The organism is Mycobacterium lentiflavum (assembly GCF_022374895.2).
GTDB classification, from domain to species: Bacteria; Actinomycetota; Actinomycetes; order Mycobacteriales; family Mycobacteriaceae; genus Mycobacterium; species Mycobacterium lentiflavum.
Window position 1 is genome coordinate 3,804,970 of the sequence record NZ_CP092423.2, and the last position, 18,836, is coordinate 3,823,805.

The following is an 18,836-nucleotide window of genomic DNA, read 5'->3' on the forward strand; positions in this document are numbered from 1 at the left end:
GACGTCTTTGCCTGCGGCATAGCCGAGAAAGGGAAGTGACCACCATGACCGAATCCAACGCCAGCACGGTGCCGGACTTCATGCGCCCAGTAGTCGCCGACGAGCCACCGGCGAGCGCGCGCGCCGTGGCCGAGCGCGCGGTCCTCGCCCTGAACGAGTCCATGTTGACCATCTACGACGCATCCCTGGAGATTTTCAAAAAGAACATGCGCGACCAGGTGCCCATCATCCTGGCGCTATTCACCGGGCAGGGCGGACAGATGATCCTGTACCCGCCGGGACAGCCGGCCGAAGTCGCGCCGTCGGTGCCGATCGTGTACCAACTGTTCAAGTCGGTCGGCCACAGCACCATGGCCATCTACGAGATCGTCTCGCCCTACGTGTCAAACGCCTACGAGAATCAGCTGTGGCGGCCCCCGCTAGAGATGTACCGGGCGCAAAACCGGACCGCTCTGGAAAGCCTTGACGCCCTAAATGTTTCCGACGATGAGCGCTCCCTGCTGCGCACGATTCTGCAGAACAACCTGGCCTTCATGGACGAGTGCGTCACCCGAGGGGGCTACAGCTACGACGACGTCGAGAACTACATCCGCGACACCACACCCCATTCGGCGAAGACGATCGGCGTCGCCTCGAGCGCCCAGGTAGGCCACTGGATGAGGGTCATCGAAGGATGGAAGACCAAGCTTGGCGACGACTGGGAGCGCACCTACGGGGTCAGCAACTCGCTCTACGTCGCGCGGCAGAACAACATCCTCTTCAGCGTCCTCGTCCAATTCATGGGCACCGAGACCATGGGTGACCGGCTATTGCTCATCGAGACACCGGAATTCGAGACCACCCCCGAGAAGATGCTCGACGTGCTTGGCCGCATCGTCGCCGACCGCTCACTGGGTCAGGTCTTCTTCCGTGATTACTTCCTCATGGACGTCGAGCTCCTCGGTGGTGGCGGCCGCGCCGCGATCGAACGTGAGATGGCCGACCGGGGCAAGGAGGCGTTACTGCCACCCCTGGTGCCGTTCCGCTCCAACGACTGGCCGTGGAAGACCGACCCGGCTAAAGGAATCGGCCCGTCGCGGCTGGAGGATGCGATAGCGTGCCCAGTACGCCCAAAGCCGCTCGGATGACGTCCGATTCGAGGACTCCCATGGATTTCGCACAGCGCGCCATTGACATCGCCCGCGCCAGTGTCGCCGAGGGTGGGCTGCCGTTCGGGACCGTCATCGTCAAGGACGGGGAAATCCTCGCCGAGGGCCGAAATCTCGTCCCTGAGACCCATGACCCGACCGACCATGCGGAGATTCGCGCCATCCGCGAAGCATGCCGGAAGCTGGGCACCGAATACCTGACCGGGTGTACGGTCTACGCCATCGCCCATCCGTGCCCGATGTGCCTGGGGGCGTTGTATTCCTGCGCGCCGGACGAAGTCGTCTTTACGGCCAGCCGCGAGGATACTGGGCCGTACCTGGCCGGCGGCTACAACAAGTACTTCGAACCCGACAGTTTCTACGGTGAGTACGCCAAGCCGTGGGACCAGCGTCGTCTGCCGATGCGTTATGAGCCCTACGACGACGCGCTCGACGTCTACAAGCTCTTTCACGAACGCACGAGCGGCGGTCAGTAGCCCCGACGGTCGCCGGGACCGGCGTTCGGCGTCACCAGGAACTTCTCGCCGGTCGCACGCTTGACGTATTCGTTGAATGCCTCGGGTTGCAGCATGCCGGCGAGCGACACCTCCCGGGTGTAGTTGCTCGCGAACGTCGTCGTGAGCTCCGCGGCCACCCGTGCGCGCAACCTGCCAAAGGTCTCGGCCCCTGCGCTTTGAATGAACGGCGTCAGCAGCCACCCTCCGACGCCCCACGCCATGCCGAAGTTCCTTTTCAGCACAGTCGGGCTGGGGTCGAGCGCACCGTAGATATACACCTGCTTGTGGACGCTCGATCCGTAGCGTGAGTATTCCGCCGCGGCCGCATTGGCTGCCTTCTCCATCGCGTTGAGGATCTGGCTGGCCAACGTGCCACCACCGGTCGCATCGAAAGCCAGCGTGGCGGAGGTCTCTGTGAGGGCTTCGACGAGGTCGTCCGTGAATGAGGGCGAGGACGAGTTGAGGACATGGGTTGCACCCAGTGCGCGCAGCAGCTCCTCTTGCTCGAGCTTGCGGACGATATTGACCAGTGGTATCCCGTCTTTGCGGCAGAGCTTGACCAGCATTTGTCCGAGGTTCGACGCCGCGGCGGTGTGTACGAGGGCCGAATGTCCTTCGCGGCGCATGGTTTCCGTCATTCCCAGTGCCGTCATGGGATTGACGAACGACGACGCACCGTCGCGCGCCGTGGCCCCGTCGGGCAGGACCAGACAGGCCGACGCGTCGACCGCTCGGTATTGCGAGTACATCGCGCCGCCCACGATCGCCACGGTCTTTCCGACGAGGGCCTGGGCCGCGTCCGACGACCCTGCCGCCACCACGGTGCCCGCGCCTTCATTGCCCACCGGAAGCGACTTGTCGAGTCGCGCCGACAGTGCGCCCAGGGCGGCCTCCCCGAGGGAGGCGGTGACGACGGGGCGTTCGGCGGTGCCCGCGACCGTCGCCTTGGTCATGTCGGCACTGGCGACCAGAAGACCCAGATCCGACGGGTTGATCGGCGACGCCTCCACTCGCACCAGCACCTCGTTGGCTCCGGGCGTTGGGACGGGAACTTCATGCAGCGAAAGTTCGAGCGTGCCATCGGAGGTCACCAGCGAACGCAGCTCCAGTGCTTCGCCAGGTAGATCTGCGGTCATAGTCGGTGCCTCGTTTCTGTCGTCGGTCTGCCTGAGCGTGAACGCCGAACCGGGTCAGGAATCTTCCGCTGCCCGGTCTCCAATGGCGTCGACATAAAACCATCGGCCGGCCCGGCGCTCGAAGCGACTGCGCTCATGCAGGCGCTCGGCGCAGCCCCCGGACTCGAACAAGGCGATGAACTCGACCTCACCGCGGTCGTCGTCGGGACCACCCGCGACGGTGTCGATCACCTCGAGACCCGTCCAGGTGATGCCGGGGTCGACGATCACCTCGGCCGGCCGGGTTCGCGGGTGCCAGGTGCGAAATAGATATGCCGCATCCCGGTAGGAGAATGCCGAATACCTCGAACGCATCAATTCCTCGGCCGATCGAGCCTGCGACTCGCCCGCGTGCAACGGCCCGCAACACGCGCGGTAGCCATCGCCTCTGCCACAAGGACACGGCGGCCCGAGGATTTCGTCCACGTCAACAGCCTGACAGACGCTTACGGTCCTGCGGCGCCCGCCGCGTCCTGCAGTACCTGCTGCAACTTGTCGAGCGGATCGCCGCCGGCCGGGTCGAGCCGACGTGGCGGAATCTCCCGGCCGTCGGGTGTGATGACGGCAAGCGGCGGCGGTGGGGGTGGCGCCGCCGGGGGCGGTGGTGGCGGAGGCGCTGGCGCCCCCGGGGGTGGGGCGGTGAGCTTGGCCGCCAATCGGTTCGCGGTGTCCTGCCGAATGGCCCGCCGCTGCGGGTCCGAGTCGTTGTTGCCCGAGAAGCATTCTGGCGCTGCGGCGTCGACGACGGTCAACGCGCTTCGATAGCGTTCGTCGGCACGGGCCCGGTCCCCCGCCGCCGCGGCCCGATCACCCTGAGATTCGCGGACCAGTTCGAGGTTGACCCGCACCGGGCAGGCATCAGCCGGATCGGTGCGCGCGAGCGCGGCCGAGAAGTGCGAGTCGGCGTCGTCGAGTCGGCCGTCGAAAACGGCGGCGACACCCGCGGCGAACGGAGCCTTCGCCGGTTCCACCACGTTGGCAACGCCGAGAACCTCCGCATCGGCTTGGACCGCACTTGCGTCGCCGCGGGCGAACGATGTCGCGGCCGAATTACCCGCCACCACCACCGAAATCAGCTTGACGATCACCAAAAATGCAACGGCGGTCAGCGGGGCCGAGTAGATCAGCAGCCGCCGACGCAGCCGCAGTCTTGCCGGTGTACGCGTCATGATGCCAAGTCTCGCCCCGCAATGCGGCCGCGCCGGAAATCGCGCACCGAGAGGTAGATCTCGGCGAGCAGCAAACCCGCCGCGACCAGCGCGGGTAACCAGTACAGCTGGATCCGTTCGGCCTCGATGTCAGTGCCGTGCCCGGTGTCGGGAAGCTCTACCCGGAAAGGCTGACCGGGATCCCGGTGTAGGTAGGGCATATTGAGGTGTCGAGCGATTTCCCGCAATTCGGGTTCGTCGATCGCATCAGCACGGCCGTAGGCCAGCACCGCTCCCGCGGCCGGCGGGCTGATGTCGAAATCGCCCTGCGGCGCGCGCGAACCGAAGTACAAGAGCACGTTTCGCGAGCCCGGATATTGCTGAGCGGCCTGCGGCAGTTGGTATCGCAACATGTTGGCCGCTGCCGCCGCATTCACCTCAACACTTTTCCGGTTGGCACTCAGGGCAGCGACGGTCGGCCGCAGACTCCAGCCATCGTCGGACAACGGCCAGTCCAGCGAGGCCTTCGAATCGAAGGCGATCAACGCATACCGCGCCGCCGGATACTGTTTGATCAATGCCGCGATGTCGTCGCGCATCCCGGCAATCCGCGGTTCACCGGTGCCGTAATCGTCGACATCCGAGTCCGCGGACCGATCGACGACGAGGAAGAAGTTCAGATTGGCGCCGGTCGCGGGCGTTGTCCCCCTCTGACTTTCGTCGCGTGCAAGTGCGGGTCTGGTGGTCGCCAAGATGAGCAGCGACACCGCCAAAGTGACCCCACCCCAACGCAGCACCGCGCTTTTGCGTCGTAGTCCCGCCGATACCAGCACCCGCCACAGTGCTACGCCGCGAGCCAGAGCAAGCGCGGTGGCGACAACCGCGAGGATTGGCCAGGGCAACACGGGTTGAAACGTCATCGGCGCAATACCAGTAGAGCTACCGAGAGCACGGCCGCCGACAACAAGGCGATCGCCAGCGGTAGCACCGGCGCATCATGGTGGTCCGCAGTGACGACGGTGCCGTCCGCGAGACGCGCCGCTGGGGTGTGCGCCCGAATCTCGCTGAGCGCCTTGGTGACTGAATTCGTCCCAGCATTGAAGTGCCGGCCACCGGTCTGCTGGGTGAGCGCGACCAACTCAGCGCTCGTCGAGGACGGTGACGTGTCGATCGCATTGACTTGAGCACCAGTGCGTTTGGCCAGTTCTCGCACAGAGTTGTCGCTAAACAGCGAGGCGCGCGACTCCCCGGCCGCGCGAAGCTCCGACGGCCCGAGATAGATCACCGAGCGCCGGTGCTTGTTTCGCTGCTCCGTGGCGGGAAACCCGGAGAGGCACAGCGCCAGTACATCATTCACGCTCGCGGCGTAGTCCGTGTAAGGCACCGGCAGAGCGAACGACGCCACCTGCGTCTCGCGTGCTACGGCGTAGTCGCCGAATCGTGATGCCGCGTATTGATGGTCACGCGTCAGCGGCACCAGACGGCGGTTCGCCGATGTCAGGCCGATGCGTTGGGTCTGCGGCGAGGCGGTGATCTGCCGAGCGAAATAGTCGAGCAGTTCAGCCGTCGACGCATCCGTCGCGGGCTGCGCGACGCACAGCATGATGTCCTCGGCGTGCACGACGTCGAAGTCGTCGCTAGCCTCGATGGGACGGGCCGCCGCCCAGGTGGCAGCGCCGAACATGGTCGTCAGCACCACCAGCGTCACGATCGTCGAAAGTGAACGCAGCCGTGCCACTTTCGCGTACTCGGGCAATCGGGTGAGGCGCGCGACGTTGGCCAACGGCCGCAGCCGCCGGCGGGCGGCGGTCATGGGTAGCAACGCCGCCAGCGCCACGACCGCAGCCAGGCAAGTCAATCCGATGGCCGCAACCGGCCACCACATCAGGTCCACGAGCGGATCAACTCCTGCGCCGAGGCGCTCACATCACCGATGTCGATCTGCGTCTCGGCGTTGAACTGCGCGTCACCCAGGCGAGTCAGCAAGGGCGCGGCCGCGGCGAGATCCCCGTCGGCCACCTCGCCCACGTGCAGGTACTGGGCGCGCTCGCCGGTCGCCTGGTGCAGGAAGCTGCGAAGCGTCCGGCTAATAGCCGCACACGCCTCCGTAGCCGAGGCCCGGCCCGCGTAGTACTCGCCGGCAATGCGCTGCGCACAACGGGCGTACCGGTTGCGGACGATCCGGGCATGCATGCGTCGCACCACGGGGATATGCCGCAACCGGTGCGATGGCAGGGTCCACACGAAAATTACTGAATACCAAGCGATAACGACGAGAACCAACAAGATGGCCCATACCAGCCACCACGCCGAGTATGGCTGCGGGCCGAACACGTGACGCAGCAGGTTATCCGGCACCAACAGACACCTCGGTGAGGCCGACGAGTTCGCGCCGGATGTCGCTGCTAGCACCAATGGTGGCGTGAGGAATCGCATGTCCGGTCAGAAACGCACCGAGACGAGCGCGGCGGGCCTGCTCGGCTCGGCGGTAGGCGGCCACGACTCGCGGGCCGAGGTCGGCTCCGTTCAGGACGAAGCGACCGGTGGCGACGTCGTACCCGTCGGTGTTGTCGGGTCCCACCGCGGGCATGTCCGACACCATTGCCCACATGATGTCGTGGCGGGCGCTCAGCCGGGTGAGCACCGTGCTGAGCCGGTCGTCGATGTCGGGTTCGTCGGACATTACGATGATCAGCATGGTGTGTCGGTAATGCGTTGCCACGTAATCGAGTTGGGCGGTGATATCACTGGAACCGGGGTCGGTCGTGGTGTGCTGGTACCACCGGTGCAGTAGTCCCTCGACGTGCGACTCACCGCGCTGCTGAGTGATGTTCACGCAGCCGCGGCGGTCGCCGTAGACCATGCCGATTTGATCCGAGCGCCGCAGGCCGATCAACCCCACCGCGCCCATGAGGTGCGCGGCTATGTCGCGCTTGCACTCGCCGCTCGGGGCGAGCGCCGACATATTGCGACCGGCGTCGGCGACGAGCAGGATCTTGTGATGCTTTTCGGAGACGAACCGTTTGATGAGCACACTGCCCGACCGCGCAGAAGCCTTCCAGTCGATATCGCGGACGTCGTCACCGGGAACATACGGGCGTAGGTCGTCGAATTCCATACTGCGCGTGTGCAACAACGCGTAACGTCCGCCTTCGAGCAGGCCACGCGTGTCGCCGCCAAAGTGGGCCTTTGCCCGGTTGAGGTGCTTACCCATGACGACTTCAGGGCACCTCAGGGGACCCTGACGGCCCGCAGCGCGGCGTCCACCACGACCTCGGGAGTGATACCGGCACTGGCCGCTTCGAATCCGAGGATGAGCCGGTGCCGCAGCACCCGGTGGGCAAGCTTCGCGATGTCCTCGGGCAGCACATACGCACGTCCGGACAGCACCGCCTGCGCCCGGGCCGCCCTGCAGAACGCGATCGTGGCGCGTGGGCTGGCACCGTACTCGACCAGCCGAGCGATCTGCTTGGGTAACGCCCGCGTGGGGTAGCGAGTCGCGTCGACCAGTTGGCTGGCATAAAGCATCAGCGCACGATCCATGTGGACGTGGCGCACCAGCTTCTGCAGGCCCAGCACGTCTTCGAGGCTGACCACCGGCGCGCTGGGATGCTCCTTGTCGTAGATGCCGGCGTCGATCCGTGCCATCACTTCCACCTCCTCCTCCGGGGAGGGGTAGCGCACGATCTCCTTGAGCAGGAAGCGGTCGGTCTGGGCCTCCGACAGCGGATACGTGCCTTCCTGGTCGACGGGGTTCTGGGTAGCCAGGACGAGGAACGGATCCGCAATCGGGTGTTCCTGTCCGGCGATCGTGGTCTGCCGCTCCTCCATCGCCTCGAGCATCGCGCTCTGGGTCTTGGCACTTGACCGGTTGATCTCGTCGAGCAGCACGATGTTGGCGTGCACCGGCCCCAGCCGAGTAACGAACGCGTTTGTCGCGGAGTCATAGATTTGCGTGCCAATGATGTCGCTGGGCAGCAGGTCGGGGGTGCATTGAATGCGGTGGAAGCGGCCATCGATCGACTCGGCGAGCACCTTGGCGGCGGTGGTCTTGGCCAGGCCAGGCACGCTTTCGAGCAAGATGTGACCGCCCGTCAACAGGCCAATCAGCAGCGACTCCCTGAGGTCGCGCTGGCCGACAATCTTGGCTGTGAATGCCGCCGAGATGGCGTCTACGATTTCCCGTACGCCGTCGAGTTCGCGCTGATCCGGTTGCGTCCGTGCTGTGCTCATACGCACGATGGGGTACCCGGACACCGAATTTCCACACCCCGCCGGGGTGTGCGACGTCCGACGGACCGCGGCGACCCGACCGCAATGCCGCCCTACCGGAGCCCGAGGCGCAGGTATACCGGTCCCCGTCCCGAGTCCCCGCTCAATCGGCGGCGGGCTGGGAAGCAGTGACCGCTCGCCTCGACTCCACCGCACCCTGGCGAAAATAGCTTCGCCTCCAGGGATCAACTCCCGGTCAGGATCCGATACTGGGCTGCCATCTCCTGTTGGACGTTGTCGAGTTGGCGGGCAACGGTTTTGATCGTGTAGCGGCCCGCAGCGGCCAGACACCAGTAGCGGGGCACCAGGCCGTTGGATCCGGCGACGCGGGTGCAGTGACTGTCCGGAAGACCGGGAACTGGTGAAGCCGCCTGTGCAGCAGGAGTTTTAGCGGCGAGATCGCTGTAGGCTTGGGCGAGAGTCTGCGCTGCCGTGGGGTCTTTGGTCTGGTAAACGGTGGTCAGGTTCACCGAAACGAAGTCCACACCCGCGGCGGAAAGCAGCGGCCCGGTTTGCACGGGGTCGTCTTCGAGGTGCAGCGCACCCGCGGGCGGATACGCGGCTCCGGACATCGAAGTGGTCTGGTCGGCTGGCGGCGCCAAGGTGCGAGCGACAAGGCCCGTGGGATCCAGTGCAAGGGTGGGGAACTCGACGGCTTCGGTTGGCACAAAGGTGTCGATGAGCGGAACCTGACGATCCAGTGTGCGCCCAGCGAGCTGGGCTTCACAGTCCGGGCCGGCCGCACACCGCACCACTTGAACGAGTACGTAGGGACCACGTGCGGTAAGCGCCGTCAGTTCCCGAACGGTTTGGGTGCCCTCCTGAAAAGTAAGCACCGTGCCATTGGCGTCGGGATGTCCTGGAATGGGCAGGGGGCTTTCCGGTTCTGTCACGATCGGAGTGGCGGTGGGATCTCGGGGCATATGCCTGGCCGCCGTGGTCATGTTCTGAGCCGCCTGCGAAGCCTCCGCGGGGCTGGCGAATCGCAGCACGGAATTGCGCAGCGCCAGCTGCGGATTGGGGCCCGGGCTTTGTCGCTCAGTCACGAATCCGACCACCAACGACAAGTTGTACGCGCCGCCGCCGATCGGCGCCCACACCGCTCGCGTCAGGCCCTTGGATTCGGCGATGACAGCCGGGCCGGACGAGCTCAGGCCGATCAGCGAGGGCTCAACTTCCCAGGGACCGACGACGTAGGCAGCCATCCGGTGGCCTTCGACGAGCCGCCCCGCGTGGTCGGAGCCGGCATTGCCCAGCGGCGGCTGCGGCATGACGGGATAGTTCCCAGGGTCGAGCGAGGAAGCGTTCACCGGTGCCGTGGCCGATGACCTCGACTCGGGCGCGCGGGTGGCTTCTCCGCCGGTGGTGTGGCTGCAGCCCACCAGCACCAGCGCCAGAAGCACGCTAAGAATCCTTGGGTTTAGTTGTGGCAGTGTAGTTTTCATATCGGCCCGGGGCTTGAGAGACTGGTCACGATGTCTTGCAGATCTTCCACCCGTCTTCGAGTTTCAACGGCAAGCTGACGGTGCGAGTACCCATGGTCTCGTTTTGCCCCTCGAACGTGGCATCGGCGGTGTCACCGGTGATCGCGATGTTGGTGATGTTCTTGATCGTGGTGACGCCGTTTTGGGCGCGGCTCTTCTTAACGTAATTGATTGCGGTGCCGCTGAATTGGCTCCTCATCGCGGTACACATCAATTGCAGGTAGGCGTCCCAATTTTGGGTGTTGTACGCATCCTGAAACGCCATCAGGGTCTCGCGGATCTGATCCTCGGCGGAAGGCGTGGCCGAGGGGGCCGGTGGTGCCGGGCGACCGGACGGGGCCGCGACGGTCGGTGAGGCCGAGACACCCGTCTTCTGGGGCAGCGCCGAGCCCCCGGTCACCGTCGTACACGAGGTCGCCAGCCCAGCGGCTATACCGATGGCCCCCAGCCGGGCAACGACCGGCACGAAAGTATTCATCGATCTCCCCCCTTGTCGCCCTATTGTCGAGGCACTTTGTTGGCGGTGGCGCTGACCAACGCGGCGATGTCGGCCCCTCCCGCCGCACTACATTGGCGAATATCGACTAAGACGTTGCCGCGCACCATCATTCCGTGATCACACGATCCGCCGCCGCGTAGGGTCGCCGCCAGGGTCAGCACGCCAGCGGTGGTCTGCGGCTGGCCGAAGTCCCAGGTTTTGGCGGGAGTGCCCGGTTCGGTCACGGTGATGGATTTTCCACCACACAAGGACCACTGCCCCTCCTGAGAAGTAAGGGCGGACACGGCGTTGTCTCTTTGGAAAGCGATAACCGCTTGGGTGACGCTGTCCTGCCAAGCCTGTTCGTTCATGCCGCGCAACGTTTGTACGGCCACACCCGTATACCCCTTTTGTCCGTCGACGTTCTGCTGCGCGGGTGCCCACGCGCCGAGGCATTGCTGGTTGTCGACCGCCGCGGAATCGTCGAGCAGGCTGGCGCTGTCTTGCTCCAGAACCAGCGGATCCCCATTGGCCGCGACCGGAAGCTGCGCCGCGGACAGCAAAATGGCGCGCAATTGAGCGGGCGCGACGTTGGTGGCCGGCGGCCCCTGAGGTGACGCCGGCGCACCCGGCGATCCAGAGCCCGGGCGGGAGCCAGCGCTTGGTCCCGCGGCGTCGGGCCAGACCAGCATGGCGACCGTGGCGCCCAACAGCACTACACCGGCCAGCGCGGCGGCGATCAGAGCGCGCCGACGCTTAGCCGGACCGGCCGGCGGGAACGGACCGGGTGTCGGGGAGCCCCGCCACGCGGACACCGTCGGCGGCTGCGAGGTATGCGGGTAGGAGCGGACGGCGCCACTGGGTATCGACGGCAGCGGCGCGTAGCGGTTGCGCTCGTGCAGCGCCGAAACCGCGGCGTCGGCGAGGGCGCTCGCCGTCGGGAACCGGGCGGCGGGATCTTTTGCCATCGCGACCGCGATCACGTGGTCGAGGGCGGGAGGAAGCGATGGCACCGCGTCGGTGACTCGCGGCGGCGGCTGGAACAAGTGGGCCATCATCACGGCCGCGGCCCCGTTGGTCGCCGCGAAAGGCGTGTTGCCGGTGAGCAACCGATACAGCGTGCAACCCAGTGAATAGATGTCGACCCGTCCGTCGATGCGTCCATTCGACAGCACCTCGGGTGCGGCGTAACCGATTGTAGCCACCACCGCCCCCGTGGCGGTCAGCCCAACGTCGTCCAGAGCGCGAGCAATCCCGAAGTCGCCCAGCAGAACTCGCTCGTTGGGGCCGACGGGGCCCGACAGCATGAAGTTGCCCGGTTTGACATCGCGGTGAATGACGTGGTTGGCGTGGGCGAAATCGAGCGCCCGAGCGACCTGGGTGATGATGTGTACCGCGCGCTGCGGGGTCATCGTTCCGTCGCACAGCGCGGCCTCGGCATCCGTGCCGTCGACGAACTGCATCGCGATCCACAGCTGGCCTTCGTCGGTTTGTCCGCGGGTGTAGACCGACACGATCTGGGGGTGCGCCAGGGCGGCCGCGGTGTCGGCTTCGCGGATGAAACGTGCTCGAAAATCCCGATCGCGCGACAGCTCGGCCGACAGCACTTTGAGCGCGACGTGGCGAGGCAATGCCGGGTCGGCGGCCAAGTACACAGTTCCCATGCCCCCACTGCCCAGCACCGCCTGGATGCGGTATCCGCAGACCAGGGACCCGTTTGCCAGCACGCATCAACCCTACGGTCCGGCGGCCCGCGCCCGGGTCAGAACCGATCGACAGTCACCGATGCCCTTGCTCATCGAGCAGAGGTGGTGCCGCGGCGTCGTGGGGCGCGGTGGGCGGCAAGCACGTCGGCGTTTGCCAGCGTTTGCGCATGCGCGGCCAGCGTCGATGCCCCGTTGGCATGCGCGATTGCCTCCGCCTCGTTGCTCGCTTCCTTGTCGCGTGCGGCCGCCAAGTGCCGTTTCGCCTCTTCGAATCGGCTCTGGGCCTCGGCTCCGATGCTCTCGCGGTGCTTGGCGACGTACTCGGAGACTTGGCGCAATCGAGCGTCCGCGATGGGCAATGCCTGCCCCAACGACTCGACGCGCTGCCCATCGCGGTGGTCGACCGGGCGCGCGGAGCGCCGGCGTCGGGCGCGATATAGCAGAACGACCACCACGACGATGACCACGACGACGATGCCGCCGATCGCGATCCACAGCCAGATCCGGTTCGACGGGCCGGGCGCATTATTCGGTGCCGGCGGTTTGGCCGCCGGTGCCGACTGGTCCAATCCGGCGGCCGCTGCGACGGCGGCACCGCTGAAGTCTTTAGCGCTCACCGCCGGTTCAATCTTGTTGCTGCGCAGACTGTTCAAGTCGGCAGCCGTGAGACCGGGGACCTTCCCCGGCACCGAGAACGCATACGCCTTGGTATTGGTGGCCACTGCCAGCAGCGCGTCATGATCGTCCATCCCGCTGGCGGTGCGGGTTTTGTCGGCCCAGTTCTCAGGTTTATACCTGGAGAAGTTGTCGACATAGACCACCCACAGTTGAACGTGCTGATCCTGATAGAGCCGGTCGATCGCCGAGCTGATCGTCGCCCGATCGGAATCGGTCAAAACCTGGGTGTTGTCGGTGATGTGATCGGTGAGCTTGGTCGGCGGTTGCGCGCCGGCGGGCGTTGCCGGCAGCAGGGCCGCCAGCAGGATCGTCAGGACTACACCGACCAGGCGAACGATTCGCATACGGGTAATCTAGCCCGCCGCCCACCGATGGCCGAGATCATGCGTCTCCGCGGTGCAGCAGGCGGGAGTGTGTTGCACCGCTACTGTCGGTGAGTTATCCCAATCACAATGGCCACCAACCGTTTACAGCTCATGACTTCCGGCAGCCGACCTTGCCGCCCGACACGCGGATGAGCGTCCCGTTGCAGGTGTTCTCCCGGGCAGGTTCCCCTTCCAGAATGTGCGCACCGACTGGAATGCCGCCCGCGGTCCCCGGCTGGCCGAGACTGCCGCGGTAGTAGTGGTGGCACATATCCATGTCCCAAACCACGTCGTCCCAAACCACGTCCGGCTGCGGCAGAGGACTGCCGGGACACCAAAGTCGGCTGCACATCGCCAGCCGGTTGCAGATGTGCGTTGACGGGTCGGCCTGCGCGCTGCCGGTGCCAAGCCCCAAACTGGTCAATGCCATGGCGCTCGAGAACAATGGTCCGACAATGCTTCGCTGCGTGATGTGTGGTCCTGATCGAAGTGTCACCGGTGTTGGCATCTTGGACATTGTTGGCTTTGTTCGCACTGGCATCCACGAAAAGCCCAGTATTGGGTTCCCGATCGTTTCACGAGTAGTGGACTACTCGACCTCGGCTCAATGGGCTGTGCCGCGCGTCTATACGGGCCTGACAATCGAAACCTCGCGACCGTGATGCAAGATGAGCAAATGCAGCACGATCTCCTGGCCAATATTTGCGCACGCCCGAAGTCGGCTTCACCGTGAACTCCCAGAGCCTGGTCCGGCATCGGCTCGACTACCTGCTGCTGCCAGCCTTCGTGCTCGGCATCATCAACGCCACCTTGTTGAGTCTGCCGGAGGCCCTTGGTGTTCCCGTCGCCTCCGACAGCCCGTGGCCACCTTTGCGTGCCCTACACACCTGGGCTGTCGAGCAAGAACCGCAACACCTCGTCATGCCGCCCGCTTTGCGGGCCTCGCTCCTGTACGACGGTTTCGTTCAACTTCCACTGCTCGTTTTGCTCACCATCGGCGTCTGGAAGCTCAAATCCTGGTCGTGGCTGAGCGCACTGGCAATGGCCTACGCCGTCAGCGCCGTGATGAATATGTACTTCTACTTCATGCAGACATTCCTCGGACCTGACAGCCCCTCACACCTGGGGACCTACCTGCCACTCAACCTCCCCTGGCTCATCGTGCCGATGCTGGTGGCGTACCGCTTCTGGCCGCGCACCGCCTGAGAAGCAAGCGTTACGCGTGATTCGCAAGGTCAAATGGCATGCCGTGAAACGCTTTACGCGATCAGCAAGGCGACACCGCTGTCAGTGACTTCGACACTGACGCAGGAGAGATCGGTGACGACGGCGTCGGCGTCGGCGAGTTCGGCCGCGCCGTGAGTCGTCGTGACGGCTAGCACTTGCGCCCCTGCGGCTCGGCCGGCACCGACGCCCGCGGGCGCATCCTCCACTACCAGACACTCGTGTGCCTCGAAGCCCAGCGCAGCGGCCGCCTTCAGGTAGCTCTCGGGGTCGGGCTTGCCGATTGACACGTCTTCCGCGCCGATCAGCAACATCGGCGCTGGGAGCCGCGCGGCCGCGAGTCGAGCCGCCATCAACGAACGGGGCCCGGAGGTCACCGCCGCCCAGTGACCATGCGGTAGGGCATCGAGCACGCGGTGGGCTCCCGGTAGCGCGACGACACCATCGAGATCCGCCGACGCTTGCAGCGCGAGCAGTCGCGCTGTCGCTGCGGATCGCTGCTGCGGTGCGACGAAGTGCGCGACAGTGTCTTCGGTTCGCCTGCCGTGACAGACCTTGAGAACCTCGTCATAGGCGACGCCGTATTCGTCGGCCCAGGTGCCCCAGGAGCGTTCGACTGTGGCGGTTGAATCAACCAAGGTGCCATCGATGTCGAACAGGACTCTCTTGCCGCGCAGAACCGCCATCGACTGCAACCCTAATGCGGTAGCGCCCGTGCAGCCGTCGGTGTGTCGTACGGAACAGGCGCGGTCAGCGGGTCTTTCACCCGTCGTCGGACCCGGCGACCAGAGGCTCGAGGGCGGATGCGGTCGGCCTGGGTTTGCCATCGACGATGGCGACGGGCGATGTCCAGGCCGGCATCAATCGACCGTTCTGCCCGATACCCGCACGTCAACCCGGTTCTTCGAGACGGCGTCGAGGCGAACGGGAGGCGCCATCCCGCGGGGTTGGTCAACGTTGCTAATACGCGAGTTACTCCCTTTTGTAAAGGTGCGTCAAAGGAAATTCCGCTACTTTTGTCCTAATACGTGCCATTCGCGTTGCCCTGATATCATACGTTCAATCAACCGCTTGGCCCTCTGCCTGCCGCTACCCAACGACGCAGCGTCAGGCATTTTCAGCGTGGGCGACGAAAGGATTTCTTGGTGCCAACAGCCACCAAACAAGCTCAATACGAGTTGATTCACGAGACTTTGCAGCACGGAACAGCAGCACTGGATTTCACCACGTCACTGTTCGAAAAAAGTTACAAATCTCACTTCCCGGACCACGTCAGCGAGGTGAGTGCCCTCCTGGAGAACGCGTGGAAGTATCTGCTGGGAGCAAGCGACGGACATGATTTATACCAGGTATGCGCAGAGGTGCATGAGCAGTTCTTCACACCCCAGGGATCCGGGTCATGGTTCAGCGAGGGCTACTCGAGGTACAAGTCACTACGCAAGCCGATACAGGATTTCAATCATCTCGCGGACGCCATCAAAGGCAGCACCGTGCTCGACTTTGGCTGTGGCCGAGGTCATTTAGCGGCACTGATCGCCCGTGCCGGCTTTGACTGCTACACGACCGACGTCATGGACTACCGCGGCGAGGAGGCTGGTGTCCTACCCTTCCGGCAGATGGCGTCACCTGTTGACGTCCCCTACCCGGACGACTCGTTCGACAGTGCGATTGTCAAAACGGTGCTCCATCACGTTGACGAGCCCGACCTGCTTCCGCTGCTGATGAATTTGCGGCGTGTTGCACGGCGGTTGATCATCGAGGAGGACACTTACGCCGTCCGCCCAGCGCGCCTCGGAGCTTTAAGAAAACAGGCTGAATTGGCTGAATTCAACAAACTGAATGACAGTGATCAATTCCGGGCGCTCATGCTGATTGATTTCTTCGGCAATGCCGTTGCCCAGGGCCTCGTCGATATGAATTTCGGCTTTCAGTTCAAGCGGGTCAGCGAATGGCATTCGATATTTAGTAGCCTTGGCTTCCGGACCGTAGACACCGAAATCGTGGGCTTCCGCCCCGGCAACATTCACAAATGCTGCCAGGTTCGCTTCGTCGTTGATCGCGAGGAAGTGTAAGGAACAGGCTATTTGGCCGGCCGCTCGAGCCCGAGATGATCGCGCAAGGTGGGCCCGGCGTACTCGGTGCGGAATCGGCCGCGCCGCTGCAGGATGGGCACCACATGCTCGACGAACGTGGTGAGCTCGTGCGGCAATGTCGATCCCATAATCGTGAAGCCGTCGACCGCGCCGGCGTCCTGCCACGCAATCACGTGATCGGCCAGCTGCTCGGGCGTGCCGATGAAATGCGTCTGCCCCGCCAGCCCGCCAGTAACCTCCTGGGCGATCTCCCGTAAGGAAGCCTGGGGCCGCGCACGCGAAGCCGCAAAGAGCTGCTCGGCCCGGCTTGATGGCGCCGACCGCTCCGTCCAAAGTTCGGCGGGCAGCGCCGCGTCGGGGTCGAAGCCGTCGGGGTCGAGCCCCGCCGTGTAAAGAGTGTTCTGCCAACGAAACTCAGGGTTCTCCAGGTCTTCGAGGCGCTGTGCCCGGGCCCGGGCTTCAGCCTCGGTGCCGCCGAGCGTGATCATCAACGCGGGCAACACCAGCACCTGATCGGGTTTTCGGCCGATGGCCGCGGCCTGCTCGTGAAGGTTGGCCCGGAAGGCCACTGCCGCCTCGAGCGAGGGAGGTCCGGAGAAAACCACCTCGGCGTATCGCGCGGCAAGCCCGACGCCCGCCACAGACTGTCCGGCTTGGACGAGCACTGGGTGCCCCTGTGGGCTACGCGGAAACGGCTGGACGCCTTCGACGTCGAAGTACTCGCCGTGGAAGCGCGGTGCGTGCAACTTCGCGCGGTCTGCCCACACGCCGCGTTCGCGGTCTCCGATGACCGCATCGTCCTCCCAGCTGTCCCATACCTGGGTGACGGCGTCGACGAATTCGTGGGCCTGCGCGTAGCGGTCGGCGTGCTCGGGGTGGAACCGCTCGCCGAACGCGGCCGCGGCCAGCGGCGTGACCGTGGTGACGATATTCCAGCCGGCGCGGCCGCCGCTGAGGTGATCCAGCGTCGCGAATCGTCGGGCCAGCTCCCACGGCTTGCTGTAGGTCGTCGAGCCCGTCCCGATCAGCCCGATGCGGTCGGTGACCGCCGCCTGCGCCGAGAGCACCGATATCGGGTCGAACTGCGTCTGGGGCAGGTACGTGGCGCGATATTCGGCGATGGCGAGGTTGTCGGCCAAAAAGATCGAGTCCATCAATCCGCGTTCAGCGATCCGCGCGATGTCCGTGTAATAGGACAGGCCCAGGACATTGCGCACATCGCCGTCGACGACGCGCCACGCGGCCTCGTGGTAGCCGTTCGGCCAGATGAAAGCGTTGAAGTGCAAAGGCCGCGTGTTCATAGGTTCGACTCCTCCGTGCGCGTGAATGCCGACGAGGGAGACGTCGTGGCAATGTCAGTTCATCCGGACATGGCGACAGCCCTCGGCATTCTGATGGGGGAACGTGGTCTGAGGTTGAAATAGTCCTTCGTCATCAACTTCCACACATTTCGAAGACGAATTCGTGCCCGCAGATGCAGATGCGATCACCATCGGCCAGCGTCGCGCTGGCGCGAACGCGCTGATCCGCGACGTCGATCCCGTTTGCTGACCGGAGATCGGTGATGACAAAGCTGTTGCCGGTGTCGACGATTACCGCGTGGTAGCGGCTGACGGTGTCATCGTCGATGACGATCTCGTTATCGGGCAGGCGGCCGATCCGGGTGACCGTTCCTCGCAGCGGATGACGATTTCCGCGGGCGTCGCGTAGGTGTGCGACGACCGACCCCTGCTCAACGTCGGTCAGCCGGCGCCGAGTCGCGGCAGCACGTTTGGCCGTTGCGCGCGCTGCCTGTTGAACGTCTAGCGGCTCTTGGCGAAGGATCCGCTGATGAAGGCGTTGCAATGCGGGGCCGGGGTCGATCCCCAAATCGTCGGCGAGCGCGGCCTTCAGCCGACCGTAGGCGCCGAGCGCATCGTATTGGCGTTCCGCCCGGTAGTAGGCGGTCATCAACTGTGCCCACAGCGGTTCTCGGTACGGATGCTCGGCCACCAGAGCTTCGAGTTCTCCGATTACGGAATACGTTCGTCCGCAGGCTATTTCGGATTCCGCCCGGGCGGTCAGTGCCACCAGCTTGTCCTCCGCCAGTGCCGCGGCGAAGGCCTCCACGAATTGAAAGTCGCGCAAATCCTCGAGCACGGGCCCGCGCCACTCGGCCAGGGCTGCCGACAAGTGGACGCTGGCCTGTTCGAACCGGCCGGCGGCCGCGTCCTCGATTCCTGCTTTTTGTTCGATGGCGAAACGTCCGAAATCGCAATCCTTTTCAGATACTTCCAACCGATACCCCGGCTGGGCACTGGTCAGGATCGCGGCGGGATCCACGCCGGCGCTGCCTATCAACCGGCGGATCCTGGAGACGTGTGCATGCAGGCTCGCTCGAGCCTCGGGCGGCGGGTCTTGTTGCCACGCAGCGTCGATCAACGAGTCAATCGCAACGGTGCGGTTTCGGTTGATCAGCAACACGGCCAACACCGCACGCTGTTTTGCCGGGCCCAGCGGCAGATCGGTACCGTCGGCGCCCACCTGCAACGGCCCCAAGAGCCCAAACCGGAGCGCACCGTGGTTCAT

At 64.8% G+C, this 18,836-nt stretch carries 20 protein-coding genes; 4 read left to right on the forward strand and 16 right to left on the reverse strand.

Features of this window, described 5'->3' with window-relative positions; translation table 11 throughout:
• The first annotated feature begins 44 nt into the window (after positions 1 to 44).
• Both MJO58_RS17840 and MJO58_RS17845 read left to right on the forward strand, forming a co-directional pair.
• Positions 45 to 1,127, forward strand: coding sequence for a hypothetical protein (locus tag MJO58_RS17840; RefSeq protein WP_239720263.1), 1,083 nt, complete (start codon positions 45 to 47; stop codon positions 1,125 to 1,127).
• A 20-nt stretch (positions 1,128 to 1,147) separates the two neighbouring features.
• Positions 1,148 to 1,624 (forward strand): nucleoside deaminase, encoded by a 477-nt coding sequence (locus tag MJO58_RS17845; protein WP_090603734.1) that lies wholly within the window; start codon positions 1,148 to 1,150, stop codon positions 1,622 to 1,624.
• Here MJO58_RS17845 and MJO58_RS17850 read toward each other — a convergent pair.
• From MJO58_RS17850 to MJO58_RS17910, 13 genes are all read right to left on the reverse strand, one after another.
• On the reverse strand, positions 1,618 to 2,781 hold the full coding sequence (locus MJO58_RS17850; protein WP_239720264.1) for a zinc-binding dehydrogenase: 1,164 nt from the start codon (positions 2,779 to 2,781) through the stop codon (positions 1,618 to 1,620). The two genes, MJO58_RS17845 and MJO58_RS17850, sit on opposite strands and share 7 nt — an antisense overlap.
• A 54-nt stretch (positions 2,782 to 2,835) precedes the next feature.
• Positions 2,836 to 3,237: a YchJ family protein gene (locus tag MJO58_RS17855; protein WP_259608769.1), complete on the reverse strand. Its 402-nt coding sequence runs from the start codon at positions 3,235 to 3,237 to the stop codon at positions 2,836 to 2,838.
• A 29-nt stretch (positions 3,238 to 3,266) separates the two neighbouring features.
• A complete protein-coding gene (locus MJO58_RS17860; RefSeq protein ID WP_239720267.1) occupies positions 3,267 to 3,989 on the reverse strand; it encodes a hypothetical protein in 723 nt (240 codons plus the stop codon).
• Positions 3,986 to 4,888 (reverse strand): vWA domain-containing protein, encoded by a 903-nt coding sequence (locus MJO58_RS17865; protein WP_239720269.1) that lies wholly within the window; start codon positions 4,886 to 4,888, stop codon positions 3,986 to 3,988. The genes MJO58_RS17860 and MJO58_RS17865 overlap by 4 nt, the downstream gene beginning before the upstream one ends.
• Positions 4,885 to 5,853: a hypothetical protein gene (locus tag MJO58_RS17870; RefSeq protein ID WP_239723328.1), complete on the reverse strand. Its 969-nt coding sequence runs from the start codon at positions 5,851 to 5,853 to the stop codon at positions 4,885 to 4,887. The genes MJO58_RS17865 and MJO58_RS17870 overlap by 4 nt, the downstream gene beginning before the upstream one ends.
• Complete coding sequence (locus MJO58_RS17875) at positions 5,853 to 6,326, reverse strand: hypothetical protein (RefSeq protein WP_239720271.1); 474 nt, start codon at positions 6,324 to 6,326, stop codon at positions 5,853 to 5,855. Before MJO58_RS17875 ends, MJO58_RS17870 begins: the two co-directional genes overlap by 1 nt.
• On the reverse strand, positions 6,316 to 7,182 hold the full coding sequence (locus MJO58_RS17880; RefSeq protein ID WP_239720272.1) for a DUF58 domain-containing protein: 867 nt from the start codon (positions 7,180 to 7,182) through the stop codon (positions 6,316 to 6,318). The genes MJO58_RS17875 and MJO58_RS17880 overlap by 11 nt, the downstream gene beginning before the upstream one ends.
• 17 nt (positions 7,183 to 7,199) lie before the next feature.
• On the reverse strand, positions 7,200 to 8,201 hold the full coding sequence (locus tag MJO58_RS17885) for an AAA family ATPase (RefSeq protein ID WP_090603748.1): 1,002 nt from the start codon (positions 8,199 to 8,201) through the stop codon (positions 7,200 to 7,202).
• 224 nt (positions 8,202 to 8,425) lie between these two features.
• The gene (locus tag MJO58_RS17890) at positions 8,426 to 9,643 is read right to left on the reverse strand and encodes a DUF7373 family lipoprotein (protein WP_090603749.1); all 1,218 of its coding nucleotides are present in this window, start codon (positions 9,641 to 9,643) and stop codon (positions 8,426 to 8,428) included.
• 67 nt (positions 9,644 to 9,710) lie between these two features.
• Entirely contained in the window at positions 9,711 to 10,202 is a 492-nt protein-coding gene (locus MJO58_RS17895; RefSeq protein ID WP_239720273.1) for an Rv0361 family membrane protein, read from the reverse strand.
• 20 nt (positions 10,203 to 10,222) lie between these two features.
• Complete coding sequence (locus tag MJO58_RS17900) at positions 10,223 to 11,929, reverse strand: serine/threonine-protein kinase PknH/PknJ (protein WP_239720274.1); 1,707 nt, start codon at positions 11,927 to 11,929, stop codon at positions 10,223 to 10,225.
• A gap of 68 nt (positions 11,930 to 11,997) precedes the next feature.
• On the reverse strand, positions 11,998 to 12,930 hold the full coding sequence (locus MJO58_RS17905; protein ID WP_239720276.1) for a TPM domain-containing protein: 933 nt from the start codon (positions 12,928 to 12,930) through the stop codon (positions 11,998 to 12,000).
• Between the two features lie 130 nt (positions 12,931 to 13,060).
• Positions 13,061 to 13,381 (reverse strand): hypothetical protein, encoded by a 321-nt coding sequence (locus MJO58_RS17910; protein WP_239720279.1) that lies wholly within the window; start codon positions 13,379 to 13,381, stop codon positions 13,061 to 13,063.
• Positions 13,382 to 13,680: 299 nt separating this feature from the next.
• Between MJO58_RS17910 and MJO58_RS17915 the strand changes: the two genes are divergently transcribed.
• Complete coding sequence (locus MJO58_RS17915) at positions 13,681 to 14,157, forward strand: emopamil-binding family protein (protein ID WP_239720282.1); 477 nt, start codon at positions 13,681 to 13,683, stop codon at positions 14,155 to 14,157.
• A gap of 53 nt (positions 14,158 to 14,210) precedes the next feature.
• Here MJO58_RS17915 and MJO58_RS17920 read toward each other — a convergent pair whose 3' ends face one another.
• Positions 14,211 to 14,861, reverse strand: coding sequence for an HAD-IA family hydrolase (locus MJO58_RS17920; RefSeq protein WP_239720284.1), 651 nt, complete (start codon positions 14,859 to 14,861; stop codon positions 14,211 to 14,213).
• Positions 14,862 to 15,320: 459 nt separating this feature from the next.
• Between MJO58_RS17920 and MJO58_RS17925 the strand changes: the two genes are divergently transcribed.
• Entirely contained in the window at positions 15,321 to 16,247 is a 927-nt protein-coding gene (locus tag MJO58_RS17925) for a class I SAM-dependent methyltransferase (RefSeq protein ID WP_175364458.1), read from the forward strand.
• 8 nt (positions 16,248 to 16,255) lie between these two features.
• On the opposite strand, the gene MJO58_RS17930 is transcribed toward MJO58_RS17925, so the two are convergent.
• Together MJO58_RS17930 and MJO58_RS17935 are read right to left on the reverse strand one after the other, a co-directional pair.
• Positions 16,256 to 17,569 carry an NtaA/DmoA family FMN-dependent monooxygenase gene (locus MJO58_RS17930; RefSeq protein ID WP_239720288.1) on the reverse strand — a complete coding sequence of 438 codons (1,314 nt, stop codon included), beginning with the start codon at positions 17,567 to 17,569 and terminating at the stop codon, positions 16,256 to 16,258.
• Between the two features lie 133 nt (positions 17,570 to 17,702).
• Positions 17,703 to 18,836, reverse strand: coding sequence for a BTAD domain-containing putative transcriptional regulator (locus MJO58_RS17935; protein ID WP_239720291.1), 1,134 nt, complete (start codon positions 18,834 to 18,836; stop codon positions 17,703 to 17,705).

Coding starts and splice junctions, on each gene's coding strand:
- MJO58_RS17845 (WP_090603734.1), top strand. CDS start 1,148: ATGGATTTCGCACAGCGCGCCATTGACATCGCCCGCGCCAGTGTCGCC.
- MJO58_RS17840 (WP_239720263.1), top strand. CDS start 45: ATGACCGAATCCAACGCCAGCACGGTGCCGGACTTCATGCGCCCAGTA.
- MJO58_RS17905 (WP_239720276.1), bottom strand. CDS start 12,930: ATGCGAATCGTTCGCCTGGTCGGTGTAGTCCTGACGATCCTGCTGGCG.
- MJO58_RS17935 (WP_239720291.1), bottom strand. CDS start 18,836: ATGAACCACGGTGCGCTCCGGTTTGGGCTCTTGGGGCCGTTGCAGGTG.
- MJO58_RS17870 (WP_239723328.1), bottom strand. CDS start 5,853: ATGTGGTGGCCGGTTGCGGCCATCGGATTGACTTGCCTGGCTGCGGTC.
- MJO58_RS17860 (WP_239720267.1), bottom strand. CDS start 3,989: ATGACGCGTACACCGGCAAGACTGCGGCTGCGTCGGCGGCTGCTGATC.
- MJO58_RS17850 (WP_239720264.1), bottom strand. CDS start 2,781: ATGACCGCAGATCTACCTGGCGAAGCACTGGAGCTGCGTTCGCTGGTG.
- MJO58_RS17920 (WP_239720284.1), bottom strand. CDS start 14,861: ATGGCGGTTCTGCGCGGCAAGAGAGTCCTGTTCGACATCGATGGCACC.
- MJO58_RS17885 (WP_090603748.1), bottom strand. CDS start 8,201: ATGAGCACAGCACGGACGCAACCGGATCAGCGCGAACTCGACGGCGTA.
- MJO58_RS17880 (WP_239720272.1), bottom strand. CDS start 7,182: ATGGGTAAGCACCTCAACCGGGCAAAGGCCCACTTTGGCGGCGACACG.
- MJO58_RS17865 (WP_239720269.1), bottom strand. CDS start 4,888: ATGACGTTTCAACCCGTGTTGCCCTGGCCAATCCTCGCGGTTGTCGCC.
- MJO58_RS17910 (WP_239720279.1), bottom strand. CDS start 13,381: ATGGCATTGACCAGTTTGGGGCTTGGCACCGGCAGCGCGCAGGCCGAC.
- MJO58_RS17930 (WP_239720288.1), bottom strand. CDS start 17,569: ATGAACACGCGGCCTTTGCACTTCAACGCTTTCATCTGGCCGAACGGC.
- MJO58_RS17895 (WP_239720273.1), bottom strand. CDS start 10,202: ATGAATACTTTCGTGCCGGTCGTTGCCCGGCTGGGGGCCATCGGTATA.